This window comes from Rhodomicrobium sp., assembly GCF_047605405.1.
Classification (GTDB): domain Bacteria; phylum Pseudomonadota; class Alphaproteobacteria; order Rhizobiales; family Rhodomicrobiaceae; genus Rhodomicrobium; species Rhodomicrobium lacus.
This window is the reverse complement of the sequence record NZ_JASGFR010000001.1, coordinates 132,635-148,088: the sequence shown is the minus strand read 5'-3', so window position 1 is coordinate 148,088 and position 15,454 is coordinate 132,635. Positions and strand designations below refer to the sequence as shown.

The 15,454-nt window shown below is 62.4% G+C and carries 18 protein-coding genes; 16 read left to right on the top strand and 2 right to left on the bottom strand.

The window, feature by feature from the left end; translation table 11 throughout:
* Positions 1–13: 13 nt before the first annotated feature.
* On the top strand, positions 14–712 hold the full coding sequence (locus QM659_RS00650) for a Crp/Fnr family transcriptional regulator (protein WP_127077585.1): 699 nt from the start codon (positions 14–16) through the stop codon (positions 710–712).
* Between the two features lie 107 nt (positions 713–819).
* On the opposite strand, the gene QM659_RS00645 is transcribed toward QM659_RS00650, so the two are convergent.
* The gene (locus QM659_RS00645) at positions 820–1,362 is read right to left on the bottom strand and encodes an adenine phosphoribosyltransferase (RefSeq protein WP_127077586.1); all 543 of its coding nucleotides are present in this window, start codon (positions 1,360–1,362) and stop codon (positions 820–822) included.
* A 344-nt stretch (positions 1,363–1,706) separates the two neighbouring features.
* Here QM659_RS00645 and QM659_RS00640 point away from each other — a divergent pair, with 344 nt between their 5' ends.
* The 14 genes from QM659_RS00640 (at position 1,707) to QM659_RS00575 (ending at position 13,318) form a co-directional block, all read left to right on the top strand.
* Positions 1,707–2,210, top strand: a complete 504-nt coding sequence (locus tag QM659_RS00640; RefSeq protein ID WP_415186990.1) for a TspO/MBR family protein — start codon at positions 1,707–1,709, stop codon at positions 2,208–2,210.
* Positions 2,211–2,332: 122 nt separating this feature from the next.
* Positions 2,333–3,124 carry an RNA methyltransferase gene (locus tag QM659_RS00635; RefSeq protein ID WP_303485082.1) on the top strand — a complete coding sequence of 264 codons (792 nt, stop codon included), beginning with the start codon at positions 2,333–2,335 and terminating at the stop codon, positions 3,122–3,124.
* A 122-nt stretch (positions 3,125–3,246) separates the two neighbouring features.
* Positions 3,247–3,804, top strand: coding sequence for a hypothetical protein (locus QM659_RS00630; protein ID WP_303485079.1), 558 nt, complete (start codon positions 3,247–3,249; stop codon positions 3,802–3,804).
* Between the two features lie 179 nt (positions 3,805–3,983).
* Positions 3,984–5,021 (top strand): tryptophan--tRNA ligase, encoded by a 1,038-nt coding sequence (gene trpS / locus QM659_RS00625; protein ID WP_415186989.1) that lies wholly within the window; start codon positions 3,984–3,986, stop codon positions 5,019–5,021.
* 175 nt (positions 5,022–5,196) lie between these two features.
* A complete protein-coding gene (locus tag QM659_RS00620; protein ID WP_127077590.1) occupies positions 5,197–5,703 on the top strand; it encodes a universal stress protein in 507 nt (168 codons plus the stop codon).
* 117 nt (positions 5,704–5,820) lie between these two features.
* Positions 5,821–6,375: a NifU family protein gene (locus QM659_RS00615; RefSeq protein ID WP_127077591.1), complete on the top strand. Its 555-nt coding sequence runs from the start codon at positions 5,821–5,823 to the stop codon at positions 6,373–6,375.
* Between the two features lie 67 nt (positions 6,376–6,442).
* Positions 6,443–7,036, top strand: a complete 594-nt coding sequence (locus QM659_RS00610) for a malonic semialdehyde reductase (RefSeq protein ID WP_415186988.1) — start codon at positions 6,443–6,445, stop codon at positions 7,034–7,036.
* Positions 7,014–7,781, top strand: coding sequence for a tRNA (adenosine(37)-N6)-threonylcarbamoyltransferase complex dimerization subunit type 1 TsaB (gene tsaB / locus QM659_RS00605; RefSeq protein WP_415186987.1), 768 nt, complete (start codon positions 7,014–7,016; stop codon positions 7,779–7,781). Before QM659_RS00610 ends, tsaB begins: the two co-directional genes overlap by 23 nt.
* The gene (gene rimI / locus QM659_RS00600; RefSeq protein WP_415186986.1) at positions 7,774–8,271 is read left to right on the top strand and encodes a ribosomal protein S18-alanine N-acetyltransferase; all 498 of its coding nucleotides are present in this window, start codon (positions 7,774–7,776) and stop codon (positions 8,269–8,271) included. The genes tsaB and rimI overlap by 8 nt, the downstream gene beginning before the upstream one ends.
* A gap of 38 nt (positions 8,272–8,309) precedes the next feature.
* Positions 8,310–9,152 carry a lysophospholipid acyltransferase family protein gene (locus QM659_RS00595; RefSeq protein WP_245434030.1) on the top strand — a complete coding sequence of 281 codons (843 nt, stop codon included), beginning with the start codon at positions 8,310–8,312 and terminating at the stop codon, positions 9,150–9,152.
* A 2-nt stretch (positions 9,153–9,154) separates the two neighbouring features.
* Positions 9,155–10,561, top strand: coding sequence for a tRNA (N6-isopentenyl adenosine(37)-C2)-methylthiotransferase MiaB (gene miaB / locus QM659_RS00590; RefSeq protein ID WP_415187032.1), 1,407 nt, complete (start codon positions 9,155–9,157; stop codon positions 10,559–10,561).
* Between the two features lie 85 nt (positions 10,562–10,646).
* Entirely contained in the window at positions 10,647–11,669 is a 1,023-nt protein-coding gene (locus tag QM659_RS00585; RefSeq protein ID WP_303485062.1) for a PhoH family protein, read from the top strand.
* Positions 11,670–11,681: 12 nt separating this feature from the next.
* The gene (gene ybeY / locus QM659_RS00580) at positions 11,682–12,263 is read left to right on the top strand and encodes an rRNA maturation RNase YbeY (protein ID WP_415186985.1); all 582 of its coding nucleotides are present in this window, start codon (positions 11,682–11,684) and stop codon (positions 12,261–12,263) included.
* A 95-nt stretch (positions 12,264–12,358) separates the two neighbouring features.
* Positions 12,359–13,318 (top strand): hemolysin family protein, encoded by a 960-nt coding sequence (locus QM659_RS00575; RefSeq protein ID WP_415186984.1) that lies wholly within the window; start codon positions 12,359–12,361, stop codon positions 13,316–13,318.
* Between the two features lie 73 nt (positions 13,319–13,391).
* Here QM659_RS00575 and QM659_RS00570 read toward each other — a convergent pair whose 3' ends face one another.
* Positions 13,392–14,411 carry a glycosyltransferase family 4 protein gene (locus tag QM659_RS00570; protein WP_415186983.1) on the bottom strand — a complete coding sequence of 340 codons (1,020 nt, stop codon included), beginning with the start codon at positions 14,409–14,411 and terminating at the stop codon, positions 13,392–13,394.
* A 220-nt stretch (positions 14,412–14,631) separates the two neighbouring features.
* On the opposite strand from QM659_RS00570, the gene QM659_RS00565 reads away from it, so the two are divergent.
* On the top strand, positions 14,632–15,444 hold the full coding sequence (locus QM659_RS00565) for a glycosyltransferase family 25 protein (protein ID WP_415186982.1): 813 nt from the start codon (positions 14,632–14,634) through the stop codon (positions 15,442–15,444).
* The last annotated feature ends 10 nt before the right edge of the window (positions 15,445–15,454 follow it).

Genomic DNA, 15,454 nt, shown 5'->3' with positions numbered 1-15,454 from the left:
AGGAGCGCGTCGCTTGCCCCATAGAATGACCAGTCTCAGGCGATGCGAAATCCTGCGCGACCTCCCCGATACGGTCATTCGCGACGTCGCGCACAGCTGCACCTGGCATTCCGTTGCGGCTGGCAAGCAGATCGTGATGGCGAACGAACGCTCACGAGACGTCTACTTCGTAACCAAGGGAAAACTCCGCGCCCTTCTCTACTCGGCGGCGGAGGGAAAGCCGGTTCTGTTCGCTAGTATCGGCGTGGACGAAATGTTCGGCGAGTTGTCGGCGCTCGACGGCGAGCCGCGTTCAGTTACCATCGAGGCTTGCAGCGACTGCACGCTCGCGATCCTCTCCAAGGATCAGTTCCAGAGGTTGGTTGAGACGCACCCGCAGTTTTCTCTTCTCATCATGAAGAAACTCGCGAGAAAAGTCCGCTCGCTTTCGGACAGGATCTTCGAGTTCAGCACGCTGAGCGTTCAGGCGCGCGTTCATGCGGAACTGCTCCGCCTCGCGCTGCTCGCGGGCGAAAAGAACGGTCAGGCGCTCATTTCTCCCGCGCCATTGCTCGCCGATTTTGCGGCGCACATCAGCACGCATCGCGAGGCGGTTTCCCGCGTGCTGAGCCGCATTCAGGATATGGGCATCGCGCGCCGCGAAGGGGCTGACTTGCGGATTCTCGATGTCGCGAGGCTGCGCGCGCTTCACCGCGATGCGCGCGGGGAATAGCGCACGCCGGTATCGGCCAAAGCCGTCTGCCCCACGGGACGCGGCGCTATCCATGTCAGGTGTCGATCAGCTTACTGCGTCAAATCGCGTTGCTTCACGCAGGCCGATCAATGCCCGTCGAACGCGATCAACGCGTGTGAGCGAACGGCGTGCGCCGCAAGCTTCGCAACGCCGCCGAGTTCCGGCAGATCGATAACGAAAGCCGCTCCCGCGACCTCACCGCCCACGCGCCTGATGAGCTTCACCGCCGCTTCCGCCGTGCCGCCCGTGGCGATCAGGTCATCGACGATCAGAACGCGCTCGCCCGGCTTCACGGCATCCTCATGCATCTCGATGATGTCGGTGCCGTATTCGAGCTGATAATCCTGCCCGACCGCGCGCCAAGGCAGCTTGCCCTTCTTGCGGATCGGTATGAAGCCGCAGCCAAGACGGTCCGCGACGGCGCCGCCGACGATGAAGCCGCGCGCTTCGATGCCCGCCACCGCGTCGATCTTTTCGCCCTCGAAAGGAGCGGCAATCCGCCTGATCGCTGCCCGAAAGCCGTCAGCATGACCGATGAGGGTCGTGATGTCCCGGAACATGATGCCGGGCTTCGGATAGTCGGGGATCGTACGAACCAGCGATTTCAGATCGAGAGTGTCAAGGCTCATGCGAATCCCTCTTCCGCAACAGGCAACACCGCCCGTTTTGCAGGCGCATCCTTGGCGTTTAGCAGATACAGCCCCATATCTTCAATGGCTTTCGGACGACCGTTTTGACGCGCCCCGGCAAGGTGCCGGAACAGGTCATCGTCCGGGATGTTATGCCTTGGGCCGAAGTCATGAAGGGTGCCGGAAGATGTCTCACGTCATTATCGTCTCGTCGTCGCTTCTCGTTCTCGCCGCTCTCGCGGCAGCCGCCGCCGCTTCCGGTTCGGCAAGAAAGACCGCTCGCGCGGTGAAGCCCAGGCGCTGAACACGGTGCGCGCGCTTACGGGGAAACAGGCAGGATCGACATGACTTTAACGATCATCGTAACCGTGGCCATCGTTCTGGTGGTCTTCATTCTGGGCGGCATCGCGAGCCGCCCCGGCGAGTGGTATCGCAACCTCAAGAAGCCGTCGTGGAATCCGCCGAACTGGGCGTTCGCCCCGGCGTGGACCATCATATTGTCGTTGGCAGGCGCGGCGGGTGTCTTTGCATGGACGGCGGCTGCCGATAGCGCCGAACAAACACGCGTCGCGGTGCTGTTCGCGATCAACATCTTCTTTTACGTGATCTGGAGTCCGCTGTTCTTCGCTGCCAAACGGCCCGATTGGGCCTTGGCCGAAGTTCCTTTCCTCTGGCTCTCCATCCTGGCGCTCGTCATCGGCCTGCGCGACATCTCTCCCACGGCGTCATGGCTCCTCGTGCCTTACCTGCTTTGGGTTGCCTTCGCCGCCTTCCTGAACTGGAAGATCGTGCAGCTGAACGCCCCCTTCGGCTCGAAGGCCGACGCGTCCCACGCGCTTCGTAGCTAGCGCCTCTTCCGGCGAGGACGCCTCATAGCCTCCCGCCGATGGCGTTTCTTCGCGCTGGCGGTATCCTTTTCGCTTGAAAACGCTGTAAACCTGTTCGGAGTCCCGCGAACAGGAACACTTCCATGACATCGGCCCCAGCGTCATACGCTCCCGCGATCATCCTTGTTGAGCCGCAGCTCGGCGAAAACATCGGTGCGGCTGCCCGCGCGATGGCGAATTTCGGACTGCGGGAGCTTCGCCTTGTGGCGCCGCGCGACGGATGGCCGAACGAAGCGGCGCGCGCCTCGGCGGCGCTGGCGGTGGAAATCGTCGATGGGGCGCAGCTTTATCCAGATCTCGCCGCCGCTGTGGCGGATCTGCACTATATCGTGGCCACAACGGCACGAAGCCGCTTCCTCGCCAAGCCGGTGCTGGCCCCCGACACCGCCGTCAGCGAAATCGCGGAGCGGCAGGCCGCCGACCTCCGTTGCGGTGTTCTCTTCGGCAAGGAGCGGACAGGGCTCGAAAACTCGGACGTCGCCATCGCCGACGCGATCATGACAGCGCCGGTCGATCCGGCTTTCGCCTCGCTCAACCTCGCGCAGTCTGTGCTCCTCTTCGCCTATGAGTGGCGCAAACTTGTGAACCCGCACTCGCTCGGCCGGACGCTGCCGGACGCACCGCTCGGCGCCGGCCACCGCTTCAAGGCAAGCCGCCCGGCCGAGCGCGGTGAACTCATCGGCTTCTACGAACACCTCGAAGGCGAACTCGACCATTGCGGCTTTCTCTTCCCGCCCGAAAAGCGCGAAACCATGGTCAACAACATTCGCACGATGTTCGCCAGAATGGCGCCGACGGAGCAGGAGGTGCGGACGCTCCGCGGCATCGTCGCGATCCTCCGCCGCGGACCGTGGCAGGGCTCCAACAAGGCGTGACCCGCCTGCAATGAGGCCATAGTGTTGCCGCGTTTCTCCCGTTGCCATGAAGCGGGGTTTGACGCGCCGAATGCCGGTGGCAAGGCGCAGGTGTTCAGTCAATCAGGGGATTCGGGGCCAGCATGATTTTGCGATCGATCATCTTCGCTGCCACATTGCTTGCCACGCCGATTGCGGTCGCGCAGACGCAGACGGCAAAGGGCGAGATCAGCGACAAGACACTCAAGACGCTGAAGGCGCTCGCCTGGCAGTCGCTGCCGAACAAGATCATGCAGCCGGACAAGTCGGTGACCGTGATCGACAAATCCGATCCGTCGAAGATCGTCATCCCCGACGCCGATGCGCGCGAAGTCATCCGCGCCGCCTATCTCAGCGCCAGAGCCCAGAAATGCGACCTTCAGGAACTGGTCATCGCAAACCGCGATGCCTTGCTTCTGCGCGAAAAGAAGACCGGCAAGTGGTCTTCGAGCCAACTTCAGTACATCAACACGCTTCACCTGTTCACGGTGCAGCTTCTCGTCGGCAAGGTGGAAGTCGTCGATCAGGAAGAGGCGGCAAAGCGCGATCCTAACACCATTCCGATGCCACCCGCGAACACCGTCAATTGCAACGAAAAAGAAAAGCAGGATATTTCATCCGCCGTCGCGGCGAATGAGAAGCTCGTTCTCGGGAAATCCTGATCCGCTGACACGGTCGAGCTGAGCCGGTGACGGCTTCGCTCGACAGGCGGCACGCTGGCGATCGACGGCAGAACACGCTTCGCCGTGGCGACAGGGCGCCGGCGCGACACAGCTCGGGCTTGCATTTTGCCTCCGGTGCGGCTCATAACAACGCCTCGATCATCAAGGCCAGCACCACAATGAAAGAGCTTGTCTTTTCCGGCGTTCAACCGACCGGCAACCTGCATCTCGGCAACTATCTCGGCGCGATCAAGAATTTCGTCGCGTTGCAGGATCGGACCGACTGCATCTATTGCGTCGTGGATCTGCACGCGATCACGGTCGCGCAAAATCCCGCCGACCTGAAGCGCTCCACCCGCGAAGTGACGGCTGCGTTCATCGCGGCGGGCGTGGACCCCAAGCAGCACATCATCTTCAATCAGTCGCAGGTGAGCGCGCATGCGGAACTCGCCTGGGTTCTGAACTGCGTGGCGCGCATCGGCTGGCTGAACCGCATGACGCAATTCAAGGACAAGGCGGGCAAGGATCGCGAAAATGCGAGCGTCGGGCTTTACGTATATCCCGTGCTGATGGCGGCGGACATTCTCGCCTATCGCGCGACGCACGTGCCCGTCGGCGAGGACCAGAAGCAGCATCTGGAGCTTTCCCGCGACATCGCGCAGAAGTTCAACAACGATTTCGCGGAGACGATCGCGGCCGAAGGCTTCAGCGACGGCTTCTTCCCGCAGCCGGAGCCGATCATCTCCGGCCCCGCAACGCGCGTCATGTCGCTGCGCGACGGCACGAAAAAGATGTCGAAGTCGGACCCGTCCGACCTGTCGCGGATCAACGTGGCCGACGACGCCGACACCATCGCGAAGAAGATCCGCAAGGCGAAGACCGATCCCGAGCCCCTGCCGACCGATCCGAAAGGCTTCGAGGGACGTCCCGAAGCGGAGAACCTCGTCGGCATCTATTCCGCGCTGTCGGGCGACAGCGTGGAAAACATCCTCGGTGAGTTCGGCGGTTCGCAATTTTCGGTGTTCAAGAACGCGCTTGCCGACCTTGCCGTGGCGAAACTCGGTCCCATCGGCGACGAGATGAAGCGCATTTCGGCTGACGCCGCCTATATCGACGCGGTGCTGGCGGACGGCTCGGAGCGAGCGGACGCCATCGCCTCCGAAACGCTGCGCCACGTGCGCAACATCGTCGGCTTCGTTTCGAGGGCGCCACGATAAAAATCGCTCGTCGTCGCATCGACGCCCCGGTCGGGGACACGGCGAATCACGGTTTGCCTGAGAGCGGTCCGTGATAAGCTTTGCTCCGGGCGACGCGAAAAAGCCCGGAAACGAGAACCGATTTCCGCAAGTTGGAACATGCAAGGGCGACGCCGTTCCAGCAGAGGACGCAAACATGGCGAACCGTGAGCCACGCGATCTTTTCACCGGCGGTCACAAGCGAAAATTCCTCGTCGTCGTGGACGAGTCGCCGGAGGGTGAGACAGCGCTTTATTACGCCGCGCGCCGGGTGCATCGCACGGGCGGCGGCCTTTCGCTCCTGTTCGTGATCGAACCGATGGAAATGACGCATTGGCTCGGCGTCGAAGAGACGTTTCGCGAGGAGCAATATCACAAGGCACGTGCCGTTTTCCGGCTGCGCGCGCGGAAACTGAAAACCTGGGGCTTCGAGGAAATCTTGCCTGAGGACATCATTCGCGAAGGTCATCTCGCGGATGAAATCGTGAAGCTCATAGACGAGGATCGCGAGATCGGCATTCTCGTGCTCGGCGCCTCGACGGACCCAAACGGACCGGGGCCGCTCGTGTCGTCGCTCGCCGGCGCGAAGGCAGGCACCTTTCCGATTCCCATCACCATCGTGCCCGGCCATCTCACCCTCGAAGAAGTGAACGGTCTCGCCTGAGGCGAAGCCGGGTTTCCGACTTGAGCAGTCGGATTTTCTCTTGAAAGGCGGGCGCAACCCTGCCTAATCTGGCTCATGGTTGAAGGCGCCGGGGGACGGGCGCAAAAGAGGAAAGACATGTTCATTCAGACAGAGATGACGCCAAATCCGGCGACACTCAAATTTCTGCCGGGCCGCACGGTGCTCGAAGAGGGTACGCGCGAATTTCTCACGAGCGACGACGCGGAAGGGGTTTCGCCACTGGCGGCGCGGCTGTTCGATATCGAAGGCGTCACCGCCGTGTTCCTCGGCTCGGATTTCGTTTCTGTGACAAAGGATCGCGGCGACTGGGATAGTCTCAAGCCGCCGGTCCTCGGTGCCATCATGGAACATTTCATGTCGGGCCAGGCGGTGCTCTCTGACGAGAGGCGCGTGGCGGAAGACGAGGATTTCGATGCCGCCGACGAGGAAGTCGTCTCGACGATCAAGGAGTTGATCGAAACACGCGTGCGCCCCGCCGTGGCGAACGATGGAGGCGACATTACCTTCAAGGGGTTCCGCGACGGTATCGTCTACCTCAAGATGCAGGGCGCGTGTTCCGGCTGCCCGTCCGCGACGGCAACGCTGCGGCACGGCATAGAAAACCTGTTGAAACACTTCGTCCCCGAAGTTCAAGAGGTCCAGCCCGTCTAGTACTTCGATTCGCGATCCTCTATATGTTGTGTTGCCTTGGATCCAAGCACACAATAAGAGGGAATGCATGGGGCGCCCTATCGCTGCGGAATGCCTTGATCAGATTTTTCTGAAGGCCCGTACGCATACAAAATGGCAGGACAGACCCGTCGCTGATGACATTCTGCGGCGGATCGTCGATCTGACCGTCCTTGGGCCGACGAGCGCCAATCAATCGCCCGCGCGATTCGTCTTCGTGAAGTCCCCCGAAGCCAAGCTCCGCCTCATCCCGCTTCTCTCCGAGGGTAACCGCGCGAAGACGCTCGCCGCACCCGTCTGCGCGATCATCGGTTACGACCTGAAGTTCTACGAACACCTTCCGAGACTTTTTCCGCACGAGAACGCGAAGGCCTGGTTCGAGGGCAACGACGCCGCCATGCTCGAAGCGACAGCGCTTCGCAACGGCACGCTTCAGGGCGCCTATTTCATCATCGCCGCGCGCGCCCTCGGCCTCGATACCGGCCCGATGTCGGGCTTCGATCAGACCGCCGTCGATCGCGAGTTCTTCGGCGGGACGGCGATCAAGTCGAACTTTCTTTGCAATCTCGGCTACGGCGATCCGGCAGCGCTACGCTCGCGTTTACCTCGCTTTGCCTTCGATGAGATTTCTGCAACCTTATAGTGTATTCTGCCCTTCCTCCTTAAGCCCTTCCCCGCCAGAAACAAGATTGTGTCCTTCAGTCGTGAGAGTTTTAGCAATTGAAACAAGCATGGGCCGCACCTCGGTCGCAGTTACAACTGCGCGTCAAGGTGAGGCGGTACGCGTCAAGAGACTTGAAAGCGTGCGAGGTCAAGCCGAGCAACTCATCCCGCTCATCGGATCGCTCATGGCCGAAGCCGGGCTGGCTTTTGCCGGCCTCGACCGAATCGCGGTGTCCGTCGGCCCCGGCGGCTTCTCCGGCATCAGGACCGGCGTTGCGGCGGCGCGGGCTTTTGGGCTCGCCGCGAAAGTCCCCGTGGTGGGCGCCACGAGCTTCTCGATCATGGCGGCAGCGTTCGAGAAAGCCGGACATGCGAAGGGCCCGTACGGTCTGGCTGCGCCTGCTGGCGTGAATGCGGTCTTTTGCCAGATTTTGAAACCCGGTTGTGAGGCCGTCACGGAAATCGTGACCCTGCCTCATGCCGAATGCGCCGCTTTCTTCGACGGCAAAGCCGAGGTCCTAGCGGGGCCTGCCGCTACCGCGCTGATCGATGGCGGGTTTGTCGCCCTCCCCTTGGCGGACCCGGATCTTTTCCCGGACGCGCTTTCGCTGGTGGAGCTTGCCTCGACCCTGAACCCGGCGCACGATCTGCCGACACCTTTTTATGTTCGTCCGCCCGACGCCAAGCCGCAGACGCGCAATCTCATCGCCCGCAAAGATGAGTAACGGCGCCGACGTCCCGATCGACCTTGCCTCAGCAGCGGACGCGGCCGCCATCGCGGCGCTGCACGCGGGAGCCCTGCCGCCCGGCTGGCCGGAGTCCGACTTTGCCGCCGCGGCGGTCGACGCAAATCGCGCCCTTCTCAAAGCGACGAATCACCGCCGCATCTGCGGCTTTGCGTTGTTCCAGTTCGCCGCTGACGAAGCGGAGGTGCTGGCCATCGCCGTGGCACCGGAGGCACGCGGTCGCGGTCATGCAACGCGGCTGATGCGGGCCGCGTTCGAACTTTGCCGCGAGCGATTCACTGCTTGCATTTATCTGGAAGTGGCGGAAACTAATCGCGAAGCGCGCGGCCTTTATGAAAAACTCGGTTTCCGCGTCGTCGCGCGGCGAGATAATTATTACCGGCACGAAAGCTCTGCGTCCGAAACGGCTCTCGTCATGAGGCTGGATATAGCGCGTTCGGCCGTTGACCCGGAGATAAGCAGTCCGTAATGAAGCGATCATTGAACGCGCTCGGATATGAAGGCGGCATGGATACTCTCGTTTTTCACGGTTTCATGATGCGGCTGCTCGGCTCAATTCGGGCGTCGGTGCTCCTTGCCGCCTTCCTCGCGGTGACGCTGCCGCTGATGCTCGTGCAATGGGTGTTCCTGAAGCTCGGCCTCAAGCAGGCCAAGACGCTGCCGAACGGGTATCACAAGCTCGTCTGCCGCATTTTGGGCATCCGGGTGCATGTGGAAGGCAAGCTCGCCGCCGATCGCCCCGTGCTGCTCGTCTCGAACCATATTTCGTGGCTCGACATTCCGGCCTTGTCGACCGTCGCACCCTTGAGTTTCGTGGCCAAGGCCGAGGTGGGCGTCTGGCCGTTCGTCAGCCTCCTCGCCAAGCTGCAACGCACGGTGTTCGTGGACCGTACGCGGCGCACGCTGGTCAAGGACAAGGCGGGCGAAATCGCCGAGCGTCTTGCCAAGGGCGACACCATCGTGCTGTTCGCGGAAGGCACCAGCAGCGACGGCAACCGCATCCTGCCGTTCAGAAGCTCGCTTTTCTCCGCCGCCTCGCTTGCGCCGAATGCCGCCAACGACAACGGCCCGGACGCTGTGGTTCAGACCGTTTCCATTGCCTACACGCATCTTCACGGCCTGCCGATCCTTCGCCATGAGCGCCCGCTCATCGCCTGGTATGGCGACATGGACATGATGAGCCATGCCTGGAACGTGCTGAAGAGCGGTCCGATCGATGTGACCGTTCGCCTAGGGGAGCCGGTGCGTCTGGCGTCGCTGCGCGACCGGAAAGCGCTTGCCGCGTTCTCGGAAGCGCAGGTCCGTCAGTCTTATGTCGAGCAGGTGACGGCGCGTCCGCGCGCGGCATGAGAATGCACGACGCTTGCGCCCCCAAGACTGAGAAAGACACGCGGCCCATAGCCGAGGCGCCCGAAAAGCGCGTGTTCATAAAGACGTTCGGCTGTCAGATGAACGTCTATGACAGCGAGCGGATGGCCGACACGCTGGGGGCGGCCGGTTTCGCCGAGACGGGCTCGCCCGAAAACGCGGATCTCGTCATTCTGAACACCTGCCATATCCGCGAAAAGGCCGCCGAGAAGGTGTTTTCAGAGCTTGGCCGCATGCGCGTGCTTCGCGAAACGCGGCGCGAGCAGGGCGGTGACATGATGATCGCGGTTGCCGGCTGCGTCGCGCAGGCCGAGGGCGAGGAAATAGCCCGACGGGCGGCAGTCGACATCATCGTCGGCCCGCAAAGTTATCATCGCCTACCCGAACTGATCGAGCGACGCGCCGGCAACCGCGGTCCCGTCATCGAGACCGAATTTCCCGCTGCCGAAAAATTCGCGAGCCTGCCCGCGCCAAAGCTTCGCGCCGCACCTGCCGCGTTCCTCACCGTGCAGGAAGGCTGCGACAAGTTTTGCACGTTCTGCGTGGTGCCGTATACGCGCGGCGCGGAATATTCGCGGCCTGTCGCACAGATCATCGAAGAAGCGAAGCGCCTCGCCGAGCGCGGCGTGCGCGAAATCACGCTCATCGGGCAGAATGTCAATGCGTGGGCCGGTCAAGGGCCATCCGGGAAGACCTGGACGCTGGCGGACCTGCTTCGGGCGCTCTCCGAAGTCGACGGGATCGCGCGCCTTCGTTTCACGACGAGCCACCCGAACGACATGAGCGACGCGCTCATCGCCGCGCATCGCGACCTGCCGAAGCTGATGCCCTATCTGCATCTGCCTTTCCAGTCCGGCTCGGATCGCATTCTCAAGGCGATGAACCGCAAGCACCGCATGGAGGATTATCTCCGCCTCGTGGATCGCTTGCGCGATGCGCGCCCCGATCTCGCCCTGTCGACCGACATCATCGTCGGCTTTCCCGGCGAGACGGACGCCGATTTCGAGGACACCATGCGCATCGTGGAACGCGTCCACTTTGCGCAGGCTTACTCCTTCAAATACAGCGCGCGCCCCGGCACGCCCGCCGCCGACCGCCCCGGACACGTCCCCGAAGATATGAAGTCGCAGCGTCTCGCCAGCCTGCAGGCGCTTCTTTTCGCGCAGCAGACCGCCTTCAATTCCGCCATGGTGGGGCGAACGCTTGCGGTTCTATGGGAATCGCGCGGGCGCAATGACGGACAGGTCGTAGGCCGCTCTCCTTATCTTCAACCGGTGTATGCGGAGGGCGATACGGCGCTGATCGGACGCATCACCGATGTGGAAATCATGGCCGCAAGCCAAAATAGTCTTCGTGCTGTCATAAAAAATCTGGACGAAGACGCTACATGAAGAGACAATACTCCAGAGAGCGCTCGGCAGGCGAAATGCGGAGAAATATTTTTTGCCCGGTGTCGACATACCGCCACGGCGATCGATGACCGCAAGCTCGCGTCAGGCATGGCGCGCCGGCTCGAAACCGTCGCAATCGTCCCAATCCCTTTACCGGATTGAAATCACGTTCGACGATAACCGAAAGCTTGCCGATGTGTTGGGCGAGTTCGACGCGAATCTCGCCCTCATCGAAAACAGGCTCGGCCTTCGCGCGGTGGTGCACGGCAATGTGGTCGTGCTCGATGGCGACAAGGAAACGTGCCTTCACGGCAAGACGGTGCTGGAAACGTTATATGGCCGCGCCAAGGGCGATGGAACCCTGACGCAGGGCGATGTCGAAGGCGCGATCCGCCACCTAACAGGTGCCCCGGGTTCGGGCGCCGGGCTTGCGGTGCCGCAACCCGTGCCGAACGTCGGCGAACTCAAGACACGCAAGCGCACCATCGTCGCGCGTACGCCCGCGCAGTCGAACTATATCAAGGCTCTTCAATCCCGCGAATTGGTGTTCGGCACGGGCCCGGCGGGCACCGGCAAGACGTACCTCGCGGTCGCCTACGCGGCGGGTTGCCTCGAACGCGGCGAGGTCGACCGGCTGGTGCTTTCGCGTCCGGCCGTGGAAGCAGGGGAACGCCTCGGTTTCCTGCCCGGCGACATGAAAGAAAAGGTCGACCCGTATCTTCGCCCGCTCTACGACGCCCTTTATGACGTGCTTCCGCCGGAGAAAGTGGAACGCGGGCTTGAGACGAAGATGATCGAAATCGCGCCGCTCGCCTTCATGCGCGGCCGCACCCTCGCGCATTCCATCGTCATCCTCGACGAGGCGCAGAACTGCACCGTCATGCAGATGAAGATGTTCCTCACCCGTCTCGGCGAGGGCAGCCGCATGATCATTACCGGCGACCCTTCGCAGATCGATTTGCCTCCCGGCCAGCATTCGGGGCTTGCCGATGCGCTCGGCGTGCTCGATGGCGTGGAAGGAATTGCGCACGTGGCTTTCACGCGTGCAGACGTGATTCGCCACCCGCTGGTCGGGAGAATTATTGAAGCTTACGAAACAAAGCGCTAAATTAAGAAGGCCATGACACCGCCATTGACAGTTTCCGACTCGAATACCTCCCCGGACCCCGATCCGGGTGCGGCAGCCGAACCTTACCGAATAGGCACGGATATCTCGATCGAAGACGATCGCTGGGTATCCGTTGATGGGTTGGAAGACCTCATCCCCAAGCTCGTGGCCGAGACGCTGCGCGAGGCCGGCCTGACGCCGGAGAATGCATGCGTGAGCATCGCCCTCATGTCCGGCGAGCAGGTTCGTTCTCTCAACAGGGTGTTCCGGGGCAAGGACTCCGACACCAACGTGCTTTCGTTCCCATCGCCCGAAGCCGCGCGCGCCGCCGTTCTTGACGACGAGCCCGCGTTCCTTGGCGATGTCGCCCTGTCCTACGACGCCGTCGCGGGCGAGGCGCAAGCACAGGCGAAAACGCCTCTTCAGCATTCCGCTCATCTCGTAGCCCACGGCGTTCTTCATCTGGTCGGGTTCGATCACGAGGGTGACGCCGATGCCGACGCAATGGAAGCCGCCGAGCGCGTCATCCTTGGCCGTTTCGGCATTCCCGACCCTTATCGGGACGATACGAACACGTCCGCTCAGACACTCTGACCTCTTCAACAGGGCCCACTCACCGCAAAGCCATGCCTCCACAAATATTGCTCGAAACGGGGAAATCGAAACCTTCCGCTGGTTGGTTGCAGCGGATGGCGGCCAATCTCGGCTTCGCCAGCAACGAGACGTTGCGCGAGACGCTTGAAAGCGCCATCGCCGAAAGCGTCGCCGAAGACGACAAATCGATGTCGCAGCAGGAGCGCATGATGCTCCTCAACGTTCTGGGCTTCGGCGAATCGAAGGTTTCCGAAATCATGCTCCCGCGCGCGGACGTGGTGGCGGCGGAGGAACAGCAAACGGTCGGAGACCTGCTCGCGCTTTTCGCGCAGGAGGGCCATGCGCGCATCCCCGTCTACCGCGAGAGCCTCGACGACGCCATCGGCATGGTCCACATCAAGGACGCGATGGTGTGGGTGATGAAGCACGGCGCGAAACAGGGCCAGGTCGACCTGAGCCAGGACGTGCTGAAGACGACCATCGCGGATTCAAAACTGGTCCGCGAGGTGCTGTTCGTGCCTGCTTCCATGTCGGCGCTGGCTCTGCTCGCGAAGATGAAGGCGAAGACCACGCATCTCGCCATCGTGGTGGACGAGTTCGGCGGCACCGATGGCCTCGTAACCTTGCAGGATCTCGTGGATTCCATCGTGGGCGACATCGCCGACGAGCACGACGATGCGCAGCAATTCTCGATCGCGATCAAGGATGAAACCTTCATCGCCAGCGCCCGTGCCCCGATCGAGGATGTCGAGCAGGTGCTCGGCCTGTCGCTCGCCACGCCGGGCGTGACCGACGACGTGGATACGCTTGGCGGCCTGATCCTCGCAATGGTTGGAAGCTTCCCGAAACGCGGGCAGCTCATTCACCATCCCTCGGGGGTGACGTTCGAGATCGTCGAAGCCGGGCCGCGCCGCCTGCATACCGTGCGGATCTTCAAACAACGCGGGCTCAACGGACCGGAGAAGCCGCTTCTGCTACCCGCGCCCGAAGACGATAACAGCCTTGGCGGAGAGCCTGCCTCACGCGCAGACCTTCGCGACGCGAGAGCGGCTTAGAGACAAGTTCCGGTCGGGATCTTGCCAGTTCCCGACGAGTGAAACGCTCTCCGCGGGGCCGGGTCGGGCATTTTCACGGGCGTCGTGTGGAGAGCCGCTCGAACAGCGCTTCCCATTCGATTGCGCGCGCATCCCATGTCGCGACGGCGCTGTCCGCCAGGCATGCGCGGTGCATCCTTGCCCACAGCGCATCGTCGGAGAGAAGCGCGGCGCTGCGCGCAATGAACTCGTCCCTGTCCTTCACGATGAAGCCGGTCTCGCCGTCGCGGACACGCTCGCTGAGCGATCCGGCCCCGAGCGTCACCACGGGCACCCCCGATGCAATCGCCTCCGCAGCGGCAAGGCAATAGGTCTCATCCCTGTGCCCAGGGATGAACTGAATTCTCGCGTTCTCCAACTCCCGCACAAGCGCATCGCGCGCGATGCTTCCGCGAAACAGGACTCCATCCGGCGCGGCCTTGGCGGCATTCGCGTTGGCCTGGTGCGCCTTCGGCGCAAACACGTCGAACCTGGCGTCGGGCACCCTGGCGCGCACGTCCGGCCACAGACCGAGAAGCCAGTCGAGACCGCGATAAGGCTGCGAGGTGAATATGGCACGGGGCTGCGGCGCCACGGCAGCACTTTGCTCACGGTGAAAAGCGCCCGCGATACCATGATGAATGATGCTTCGACCGCTGGATGGGAGCCAGCGCGGGACGTGGCGGGCGTGATATTCGCCCAGAAGGACGATATGGGGGCGCGACTTCAACATCGGCAGCACCGAACCCTGGCGGAGCTGTCGGAAGCCCTTCAGCGGATTGTGCAGCCAGAGGATGGGCACGCGGAACGACGCAGTCGAGAAAGCCTTGGGCGCTGCAACGGAAATACCGATGTCCCCCCGGGTTTGCGCGCCAGCGGCCTCCATCGGCAGATATTCGACGCCGAAGGCGTGCCTCGGCTCCGCGACGCCGTTGAAAACACGCACATCATGCCCGCGCTGCGCCAGAGCTTCCGCCAGATGGACAACCGAGCTTTCGGTCCCCCCCATGGCACCCGTTCTCAGCGTCTCGCCCGTGTAGATGCGAGCCGGATGCAGGAAATCGATTATGCACACTTAAGACGCTCCTGATCGGCCTCATCGGGGCCCCCGCAAGCTTCCCAAAATCTCCGCATCCAACAATCCCCCCATGAAGTCTTCGTTTCAGGCAACAGAGACAATTTCGATAGGGTGTCGATTGCAACGGACTTTGGAAAAATCGGATCACGCCGTTTTATTGCGTGAAACTCGACTTGGAAAGCACAACGCTGCTCGCGTGCTCCCGCAGTTTTCGAGTGTGGCGATTTTCCTGCTTAACCTCGACAGCGCGCCCCATCGCCTCGCCGCGATGAAAGAGCAGCTCGATGCGCTCGGCCTTGCGTTTGAGCGCTTTCCCGGCGTGGCCGGCAAGTTGCTGAGCGTGGAAGAGCTTGAGGCTGTCGCACCGCCGCGCCTCTGGGAAGGACGGCCCCGGCGCACTCCGGGCGAGATTGGCTGTTTTCTGAGCCACCGCGCGCTCCTCGAAACCGTCGTCGCGCGAAACCTGCCCCTCGCCTGCATTCTTGAGGACGATGTGCGCCTTTCGCCCGATTTCGCGGCCATCCTCAACGCCGCGCGGAATCTTCCCCCGCAGGTCGACGTGCTGAAACTGGAAATCGCGATGCCCCGCGCGAAAATCCCCTTTATCCGGGTTTCTGCATTCGCGGACCGCGACCTTGTCTTTCTGCCGTCGGATGGATGGCCGGGAGCCGCCGCTTACATCGTGACGCAGCGCGGAGCGAAATCTCTCCTGGCCCGCATGCCGGTGATGATCGCCGCTTACGACCGTCAGGCTTTCGACCCACCGGCCGCCGACCTCGCGATATTCCATCTGTTTCCGCTCCCCGCTGTCCAGGAAGGAGAAAGCGAGATGGGACGCGCCCCAAGGCCGCCGAAGGCGCCAAAGCCGCGCCGCTCGCCCGCGCGCGTGCTGCGCGACGCCGTTCGGAAAGGGCTAAGGTCTGGAAAAAGGCGCGCCGGGCACCTCATTTTCCAGATAAATCTCCTGGGCATCAAAAAGGCCCTGTTCGGCCGCCGCCTCCGCAAGCGCGTAGATCTCGTTCGCGTCTGAGGTTCACAAC

Bases quoted from the DNA above. Each gene is read 5' to 3' on its own strand.
- QM659_RS00645 (WP_127077586.1), bottom strand. From the start codon at position 1,362: ATGAGCCTTGACACTCTCGATCTGAAATCGCTGGTTCGTACGATCCCC.
- QM659_RS00640 (WP_415186990.1), top strand. From the start codon at position 1,707: ATGACTTTAACGATCATCGTAACCGTGGCCATCGTTCTGGTGGTCTTC.
- QM659_RS00635 (WP_303485082.1), top strand. From the start codon at position 2,333: ATGACATCGGCCCCAGCGTCATACGCTCCCGCGATCATCCTTGTTGAG.
- QM659_RS00630 (WP_303485079.1), top strand. From the start codon at position 3,247: ATGATTTTGCGATCGATCATCTTCGCTGCCACATTGCTTGCCACGCCG.
- trpS (WP_415186989.1), top strand. From the start codon at position 3,984: ATGAAAGAGCTTGTCTTTTCCGGCGTTCAACCGACCGGCAACCTGCAT.
- QM659_RS00620 (WP_127077590.1), top strand. From the start codon at position 5,197: ATGGCGAACCGTGAGCCACGCGATCTTTTCACCGGCGGTCACAAGCGA.
- QM659_RS00615 (WP_127077591.1), top strand. From the start codon at position 5,821: ATGTTCATTCAGACAGAGATGACGCCAAATCCGGCGACACTCAAATTT.
- QM659_RS00610 (WP_415186988.1), top strand. From the start codon at position 6,443: ATGGGGCGCCCTATCGCTGCGGAATGCCTTGATCAGATTTTTCTGAAG.
- tsaB (WP_415186987.1), top strand. From the start codon at position 7,014: ATGAGATTTCTGCAACCTTATAGTGTATTCTGCCCTTCCTCCTTAAGC.
- rimI (WP_415186986.1), top strand. From the start codon at position 7,774: ATGAGTAACGGCGCCGACGTCCCGATCGACCTTGCCTCAGCAGCGGAC.
- QM659_RS00595 (WP_245434030.1), top strand. From the start codon at position 8,310: ATGGATACTCTCGTTTTTCACGGTTTCATGATGCGGCTGCTCGGCTCA.
- miaB (WP_415187032.1), top strand. From the start codon at position 9,155: ATGCACGACGCTTGCGCCCCCAAGACTGAGAAAGACACGCGGCCCATA.
- QM659_RS00585 (WP_303485062.1), top strand. From the start codon at position 10,647: ATGACCGCAAGCTCGCGTCAGGCATGGCGCGCCGGCTCGAAACCGTCG.
- ybeY (WP_415186985.1), top strand. From the start codon at position 11,682: ATGACACCGCCATTGACAGTTTCCGACTCGAATACCTCCCCGGACCCC.
- QM659_RS00575 (WP_415186984.1), top strand. From the start codon at position 12,359: ATGGCGGCCAATCTCGGCTTCGCCAGCAACGAGACGTTGCGCGAGACG.